The following is a 6,999-nucleotide window of genomic DNA, read 5'->3' as shown; positions in this document are numbered from 1 at the left end:
TCGGCTTGGGCGCGGCGGACGTCCCGGCGCGCGGCGGCCGGTAGCCGCCCAGCAGGAACCCCTCGATGAAAGCCTGTTGCAGCCCTTCCGGCAGGCCCTCGACGGTGCTGCTGCGCACCCGGTCGGTGCCCATCGTCGCCTTGGCCAGGGCGGCTCCGGCCTTGCGCAGCTCCGCCGCGCTGCCACTGCCCAGCCCAATCAAGACGAGGCGCTCAGGCAGCCGGGCGGAGCCGGGCGGCGCCGGCACCGCCAGCACTTCACCGGCCTTGCCGGAGATCCCGTGGACCTCCGCCAGGGCCGCCACGTCGGCGCCAAAGTCGGCTGCCGCCTCGGCGGCACCCTGGCGCGGCTGCGGTGTGGCCCGCTCAACGTTAGTTTCGCCTTCAGCGATGGGGACCGCCAGCACCGTGACATCCCCGGCGCCTTCGGCCGGGGACTGTCCACGGCCGAGGGCCGGAAGGGCCTGGACGCGCGCCATCTGCGGTTCAACCAGGGCCTGCTCCAGATGACGGGCGGTTTGTTCCTCTGCGGTGGAGGGAACGTGGTTCACAGCAAACGGTTCCTAGCCTGCCACGTCGCTGGTGACGCCGAGCAGGCAGTCCTTGAGGTTGCCGGCTTCTTCGGCATTCAGTTCCAGCACCAGACGCCCGCCGCCGTCGATGGGCACCCGCAGGATGAGGCTTCGCCCCTCCTTGGTCACTTCCATCGGACCGTCACCGGTACGCGGTTTCATCGCAGCCATCTGGGAATTCCCTTCCGCCATGGGGCAGCCCGATCGGTGATCGCCCTGCCCGCCAACCTCACATCGGCGGCCCTTCAGTTCCCCGGCCGCCATGTCCAACCACTACCCATTATCGCGTACATCACAACCGGGTGCTAATTTGCGCGACACGGGCGCACCGGCGCCGGCCGCCGCTAGGGCGGATAGTCCCCGCCGCCGGGCAGTTCGGCCCAGGACCAAAGCCAGGTGACCCAGACAATCTGCCCGGCCAGGAACATCACTGCCAGGCATGCACGGTAGGCCCGGCTGCGTGATACCAGGGCCGCCGCCAAGGCCAGCGGGAAGAGCGGAAGCAACAACCGGAAGGTGCTGGTCTGCGGATGAAGAAAGGCAAGCAGGTAGCCCAGGTAGCAGGCGCACCACAGCCTCAGGTCGGCCCCCATCTCCCGGGCCGGCCGGGAGCAGAGGACCCAGGCCGCCGCGGCCACCAGCAGCAGCGGGGCGATCATTCCGCCCAACAGCCCGAAAAGGTTCACGCCCATGTCGAACCACGGCTTGAACAGGATCAGGGCCTCGCCCCGCCAGGCGGTCTCGGTATCGGTGTACGCGGTCATCTCGCCCGTGACCGACCAGGCCAGCACCGGCCAGGCGAGGGCTGCGGCACAGCTGACCAGCGCCAGCGCTGCCGCGCGGAGGAATTCCGGGGTCTGCAGCGGATCGGTGCGGCGCTGCTTGATCCGCCACAGCAGGTGAAGGCCTGCGAGCGCCGCGAACGGCACGCCGACCGGCCGGGAGAGGCACATCAGCACGACGACGGGAATCGCCAGCAGGTACTTCCGCCGCACCAGCAGCAGCAGCGCTCCCGCCAGCAGCGCCAGATTCAGCGATTCGGCGTACGGCACCTGGAGGATCGGCGAGACCGGAAAGACCGCCACGAAGAGCACGGCCCACAGCGCGGTGCCGTGGGGGGCGTAGCGACGGAAAAGTTTGTAGATGAGCAGCACGGCGGCAAAACCTGCGAGGGTCGCAACCAACGGTGCCAGCAACTGCCACCCCAGCCCGGTGCCCGCCGCCAGGATGCGGACGATGCCGGGGAAAAGCGCGTAGAACGCCCACTGGTTTTCGTCGACCCGCCCGTCCTGGCCGCGGGGAATATCGGCGGGATACCCCTCCTGGTAGACCTGCTCGTACCAGGCGCTGTCCCAGATTCCGATAAAGGACAAATAGTCGGGGTGCGGGCCAGTCCACGGATTCGGCCCCTGCTGGCGTGCCACCGCGAGGAAGACCAGCAGCGAATACACCCGGGAAAGGGCGTAGAGCACGCAGACCTGGACCCACCACGGCCACCCGGAGATCCGCCGGCGCCAGAAGGAAAGCTCCGCGTGCACGGCCTCCCGAAGCACGCGGGTGCGCGCGAGGCGGTCCTGCACCCCCGTCATCCTTCCCGCGCCGGGTGGGCACCGCCGTCGTGCTGTGGCTGTTCTTGGCTCAGTTGCCGGATCAGGCGCTCCTTGGCTCCCAGCTCGGCCCGCAGGACGTCCAGCACTTCGTCCACCTGGTCCATCCGGTAGCCCCGCAGGGCGGTGGAAAACCGGACACTGTCCAGGTCTTCGGCACGGGGGTGTTCAGGCAGCAAGACCGCCGGCAGTCGCGCCTCATGCTCGCTCAGGCCCTGGAGCGCGGCCACGTGCCCTCGCTCCCATCCGGTGCCGGCGCCCCCGCCGCCCGCGCCGTCGGCGGCCGCCTTCCTCCGGCCCCGCCACCCCGACGCGGCGACAGCGGCCGCACCTGCAACGGCGATGGCAAGGAAAACCAGGAATGCGCTCACAGCACCATCGTGCCAGAGAGGACGTCCCGCCGGGTCAAAATCCGGAGCGGGCGGACAACCCGGAGATGACCTGCTCGACTGCCTCCTCGGCCGTATCCACCACGCTGACCAAGTCCAGATCGGCCTCCGCTATCATCGCTTCGGCCAAGAGCGTGTTGCGGATCCAATCGATCAGCGGCGACCAGAATGCCGTGCCCACCAACACGATCGGGAAGGACGTCACCTTCTTCGTCTGGACCAGCACCATGGCTTCGAACAGCTCGTCGAGCGTGCCCAGCCCGCCGGGGAGCACGATGAACCCCTGCGCGTACTTGACGAACATGGTCTTGCGGGCGAAGAAATACCGGAAGTTGATGCCCAGGTCCACCCAGTTGTTGAGCCCCTGCTCGAACGGCAGTTCGATGCCCAGTCCGACCGACACGCCGCCGGCCTCGCTGGCCCCCTTGTTGGCCGCCTCCATGGAACCGGGGCCGCCGCCGGTGATGACCGCGAAATTATGCCGGACCAGCAGCTGCCCGATCTCCTCGGCGATGGCGTAGTGCTTGCTGCCCTGCCGGGTGCGGGCCGAACCGAACACGCTGATCGCCGGGCCGAGGTCGGCCAGGGTGCCGAACCCCTCGACGAATTCGCTCTGGATCCGCAGCACGCGCCAGGGATCCGTGTGCGTAAACTCCGCCCGGTCCTTGGTGTCCAGCAGGTACTGGTCGGCCTGCGGGATGTCCGCCTGGCGGCGCCGCAGCTCAACCGGCCCCTTGAAACGGGTTTTCGGTGCGCCCGGAAGTTGCGACGGGAGCGGGATGTCTTGCTGGTTTGTCATTTCCCAAGGCTACAGATTCGCCGGCCATCCGTGGCGGTTTCCCCTGTTTCGGTGACAATTCGGCGTATGCGCGGTCCCGGGCGCAGGTTGCTCTTAAATCACGATTCCGGCGGTTCGGTCGCGAATGCATTGCTTGAAGGGAATCTTTCGCTAGATTCATTCCATGACCAGTGACGCATCGCACAGTAAAACGCCGCCTGCCGCTCCGGCGGCGGCAACCCGAGCCACGTCCGCCGCGCCGGCGGGTCAGCCGCTGGTGTCCCTAAAGAACGTCAACAAGCACTTCGGATCCCTCCATGTGCTGAAGGACATCAACCTGGAGGTCACCAAGGGCGAAGTGGTGGTCGTGATCGGGCCGTCGGGTTCCGGCAAGTCCACCCTCTGCCGGGCGATCAACCGCCTGGAGACCATCGACGACGGCGAGATCCTGATCGACGGCGAGAAGATGCCGGCCGAGGGCAAGGCCCTGGCCAAGCTGCGGGCCGACGTCGGCATGGTGTTCCAGTCCTTCAATCTCTTTGCCCACAAATCGATCCTGGAGAACGTCACCCTGGGACCGATCAAGGTCAAGGGGATGAAGCAGTCCGAGGCCAAGGAGCTGGCCATGAGCCTGCTCGAGCGCGTCGGTGTGGCCAACCAGTCGCAAAAGCTGCCGGCCCAGCTCTCCGGCGGCCAGCAGCAGCGCGTGGCGATTGCCCGGGCACTGGCCATGAAGCCGAAGGTGATGCTCTTCGACGAGCCCACCTCGGCACTCGATCCGGAAATGATCAACGAAGTGCTCGACACCATGGTGCAGTTGGCCAGGGAAGGCATGACCATGATCGTGGTTACGCACGAGATGGGCTTTGCCCGCAAGGCAGCAGACCGGGTGCTCTTCATGGCCGACGGCCAGATCGTGGAGCAGGCCACCCCGGAAGAATTCTTCACCAACCCGAAGAGCACCCGCGCCAAGGACTTCCTGGGCAAGATCCTCGAACACTGACCCCCACACCTGGCCTTCCACTGACGGAGGGCCGACAACGCAAGGAGAAAACATGCGAAAGACCCGTTATGGAATGGCTGCCATGGCAGCCGGAGCCGCGCTCGTGCTGTCTGCCTGCGGCGGTGGCGGCGGCACAGGCGGCGGAGGCGGCGGCGGCGAGACTGCCGGCGGCGGCGAAGGCGGCGGCGAAGGCATCCGCGTCGGCATCAAGTACGATCAGCCCGGCCTGGGCTTTTCCTCCGGCGGCCAGTTCTCCGGCTTCGACGTGGACGTAGCCAAATACGTGGCCAACGAGCTGGGCTACTCGGAGGACCAGATCACATTCGTCGAGTCGCCCTCGGCGAACCGCGAAAACATGCTCGCCAACAACCAGGTGGACATGATCTTCGCGACGTACTCCATCACCGATGAGCGCAAGCAGACCGTCGACTTCGCTGGACCGTACTTCGTGGCCGGCCAGGACCTGCTGGTCCGGACCGACGACACCGAAATCACCGGCCCGGATGCCCTTAACGGCAAGAACCTCTGCTCGGTGACCGGCTCCACCTCCGCCCAGCGCATCAAGGAAGAGCACGCCGCCGACGTGAACTTGGTCGAGCGGCCCAGCTACGCCGAGTGCGTGACCGCCATGCAAGGCGGCCAGATCGACGCGGTGACCACCGACGACATCATCCTGGCCGGACTCGCGGCGCAGCCGAACAACGCCGGCAAGTACAAGGTGGTCGGCAACCCGTTCTCGGAGGAGAACTACGGCGTCGGCCTGCCGAAGGGCTCGGAGCTGTGCGCGGACATCAACGCAGCCATCAACAAGATGGTCGAGGATGGTGCCTGGGAAGAAGCCCTCAAGAAGAACACCGAGGGCGTGGACTACTCCTACAACAAGGACCTGAACCCGCCGAAGCCGGGCGAAGCCTGCGCCTAGCAACATCCGTTGTGGGGCGGGGCTCCCCCGCCCCACAACATGATCTGCCTCTTCCCACCGAAAGGGGATGGACAGTTTGTCCGAGTATTTCCAGAGCTACCTGACGGCGCTGGAGACCTACGACGTCGTCGGAGCCTTGTGGGTCAATATCCAGCTCGCTTTTTGGGCCGCCCTGGGCTCGTTGGTGCTGGGTACCGTCCTGGCCCTGATGCGCATCTCACCGGTACCCAGCTTCCGCTGGGCCGGCGCGGCGTACGTCAACGTCTTCCGCAACACGCCGCTGACCATCATCATGGTGTTCTGCATCCTGGTGGCGGTCTTCCAGCTCCAGATGAACCTCTCCGGCGATTTCGACTTCAACTTCTTCCTCTGGGCCATCGTCGGGCTGTCCATCTACCACGCGGCCTTCGTCTGCGAATCCATTCGCAGCGGCGTCAACACCGTGCCCCTGGGACAGGCCGAGGCCGCCCGCGCCATCGGGCTGAGCTTCCTGCCGGCGGCACGGATGGTCATCCTGCCCCAGGCCTTCCGCGGCGCCGTGGCGCCACTGGGCAACACCCTGATCGCCCTGACCAAGAACACCACTGTGGCAACGGCGGCGTCGGTCGCCGAATCCGCCGGGCTGATGAAAACCATGATCGAGTTCCGGCCGGATGTCATCATGGCCATATTCGCGACCTTCGCCGTCGGCTTCGTGATCATCGTGCTGCCGATCGGCCTGATGACCACTTGGCTTTCCAAGAAACTGGCGGTGTCACGATGAAAATCCAGCAGAACGTCCTCTTCGATGCGCCCGGCCCGAAGGCCCGTGCGCGGATCATGGTCACCAACGTCATCGGCATCCTGCTCTTCCTCGGCGCGGCGATCTTCGTCATCGTCGGATTGAACGACAAGGGCCAGCTGGCATCCGAGCTGTGGACGCCCTTCCTGACCGGCGAGGTCTGGCAGTTCACCATCCTGCCGGGCCTGATGAATACCTTTAAGGCCGCGGCAGTCTCGATCCTCACGTCCGTAATCTTCGGTTTGCTCTTTGGCGTGGGCCGGCTCGCCTCGAACGGCCCCCTGCGGTGGCTCTGCGGGGTGATCGTCGAACTCTTGCGGGCTGTCCCGGTGCTGCTGATGATGATCTTCTTCTGGCTCCTGTTTGGGCAGCTGAGAATCGGCACCCCTGCCGACATCCCGTTTTACGCCGTCGTGACGGCCCTGACGCTGTACAACGGATCGGTGATCGCCGAACTGGTCCGCTCCGGCGTGTTCGGCCTGCCCAAGGGCCAGCGTGAAGCCGGCATGGCGATCGGCATGAGCCGTGGCCAGTCGTTGCGCAGCATCGAACTGCCGCAGGCGCTGGTGGCCATGCTGCCTGCCCTGGTCAGCCAGTTCGTGGTGATCTTGAAGGACTCCGCCCTCGGCTACATCATCACGTACTCCGAGTTGCTGCGGTCGATGCAGATCTACGGCTCCGCCGGTCCGATCCTGCAGTCGCTGACGATTGCGGCCGTCCTCTTCATCATCGTCAACTTCGCCTTGTCCTGGGTAGCCAACTGGCTCTCCAAGTTCCTGAGCAGCCGGACCGCGGGCGAGACCGCGCCGCTGACCACGCAGCCGATGGCCGTCAAGGTGTGACCGGCTGCCGCTGACCGCCGACGGGGAAGGGGAGGATGCCTGCGCGTCCTCCCCTTCCCCGTTCCCGGCGGCCCTGTTCCCCGACCGCGGCGTCCCCCGCCGCCCC

Annotated in this window: 9 protein-coding genes; 4 read left to right on the top strand and 5 right to left on the bottom strand. The window is 66.3% G+C overall.

Features of this window, described 5'->3' with window-relative positions; genetic code table 11:
• The 5 genes from AC5RV2_RS12940 to AC5RV2_RS12920 form a co-directional block, all read right to left on the bottom strand.
• Nucleotides 1-550, bottom strand: a 550-nt coding sequence (locus AC5RV2_RS12940) for a M17 family peptidase N-terminal domain-containing protein (RefSeq protein ID WP_494092663.1), incomplete at its 3' end; no start/stop codon positions are given.
• A gap of 12 nt (nucleotides 551-562) precedes the next feature.
• Nucleotides 563-742, bottom strand: a complete 180-nt coding sequence (locus AC5RV2_RS12935) for a DUF3117 domain-containing protein (RefSeq protein ID WP_493979326.1) — start codon at nucleotides 740-742, stop codon at nucleotides 563-565.
• Between the two features lie 173 nt (nucleotides 743-915).
• Nucleotides 916-2,160: a hypothetical protein gene (locus AC5RV2_RS12930; protein WP_494092662.1), complete on the bottom strand. Its 1,245-nt coding sequence runs from the start codon at nucleotides 2,158-2,160 to the stop codon at nucleotides 916-918.
• Nucleotides 2,157-2,549: a DivIVA domain-containing protein gene (locus tag AC5RV2_RS12925; RefSeq protein ID WP_494092661.1), complete on the bottom strand. Its 393-nt coding sequence runs from the start codon at nucleotides 2,547-2,549 to the stop codon at nucleotides 2,157-2,159. Before AC5RV2_RS12925 ends, AC5RV2_RS12930 begins: the two co-directional genes overlap by 4 nt.
• A 34-nt stretch (nucleotides 2,550-2,583) precedes the next feature.
• A complete protein-coding gene (locus AC5RV2_RS12920) occupies nucleotides 2,584-3,366 on the bottom strand; it encodes an LOG family protein (protein WP_494067335.1) in 783 nt (260 codons plus the stop codon).
• Between the two features lie 163 nt (nucleotides 3,367-3,529).
• Here AC5RV2_RS12920 and AC5RV2_RS12915 point away from each other — a divergent pair, with 163 nt between their 5' ends.
• The 4 genes from AC5RV2_RS12915 to AC5RV2_RS12900 all read left to right on the top strand — a co-directional run bounded on the left by AC5RV2_RS12915 (nucleotide 3,530) and on the right by AC5RV2_RS12900 (nucleotide 6,893).
• Complete coding sequence (locus tag AC5RV2_RS12915; RefSeq protein WP_494092660.1) at nucleotides 3,530-4,348, top strand: amino acid ABC transporter ATP-binding protein; 819 nt, start codon at nucleotides 3,530-3,532, stop codon at nucleotides 4,346-4,348.
• 52 nt (nucleotides 4,349-4,400) lie between these two features.
• Entirely contained in the window at nucleotides 4,401-5,270 is an 870-nt protein-coding gene (locus tag AC5RV2_RS12910) for a glutamate ABC transporter substrate-binding protein (RefSeq protein ID WP_494092659.1), read from the top strand.
• A 67-nt stretch (nucleotides 5,271-5,337) separates the two neighbouring features.
• Complete coding sequence (locus AC5RV2_RS12905) at nucleotides 5,338-6,033, top strand: amino acid ABC transporter permease (RefSeq protein ID WP_494092658.1); 696 nt, start codon at nucleotides 5,338-5,340, stop codon at nucleotides 6,031-6,033.
• A complete protein-coding gene (locus tag AC5RV2_RS12900; RefSeq protein ID WP_494092657.1) occupies nucleotides 6,030-6,893 on the top strand; it encodes an amino acid ABC transporter permease in 864 nt (287 codons plus the stop codon). The genes AC5RV2_RS12905 and AC5RV2_RS12900 overlap by 4 nt, the downstream gene beginning before the upstream one ends.
• Nucleotides 6,894-6,999: the final 106 nt, after the last annotated feature.

This window comes from Arthrobacter sp. Y3225116 (assembly GCF_059091245.1).
Note: the sequence above shows the minus strand (reverse complement) of the source record. Positions and strands in the feature narration are given on the sequence as shown.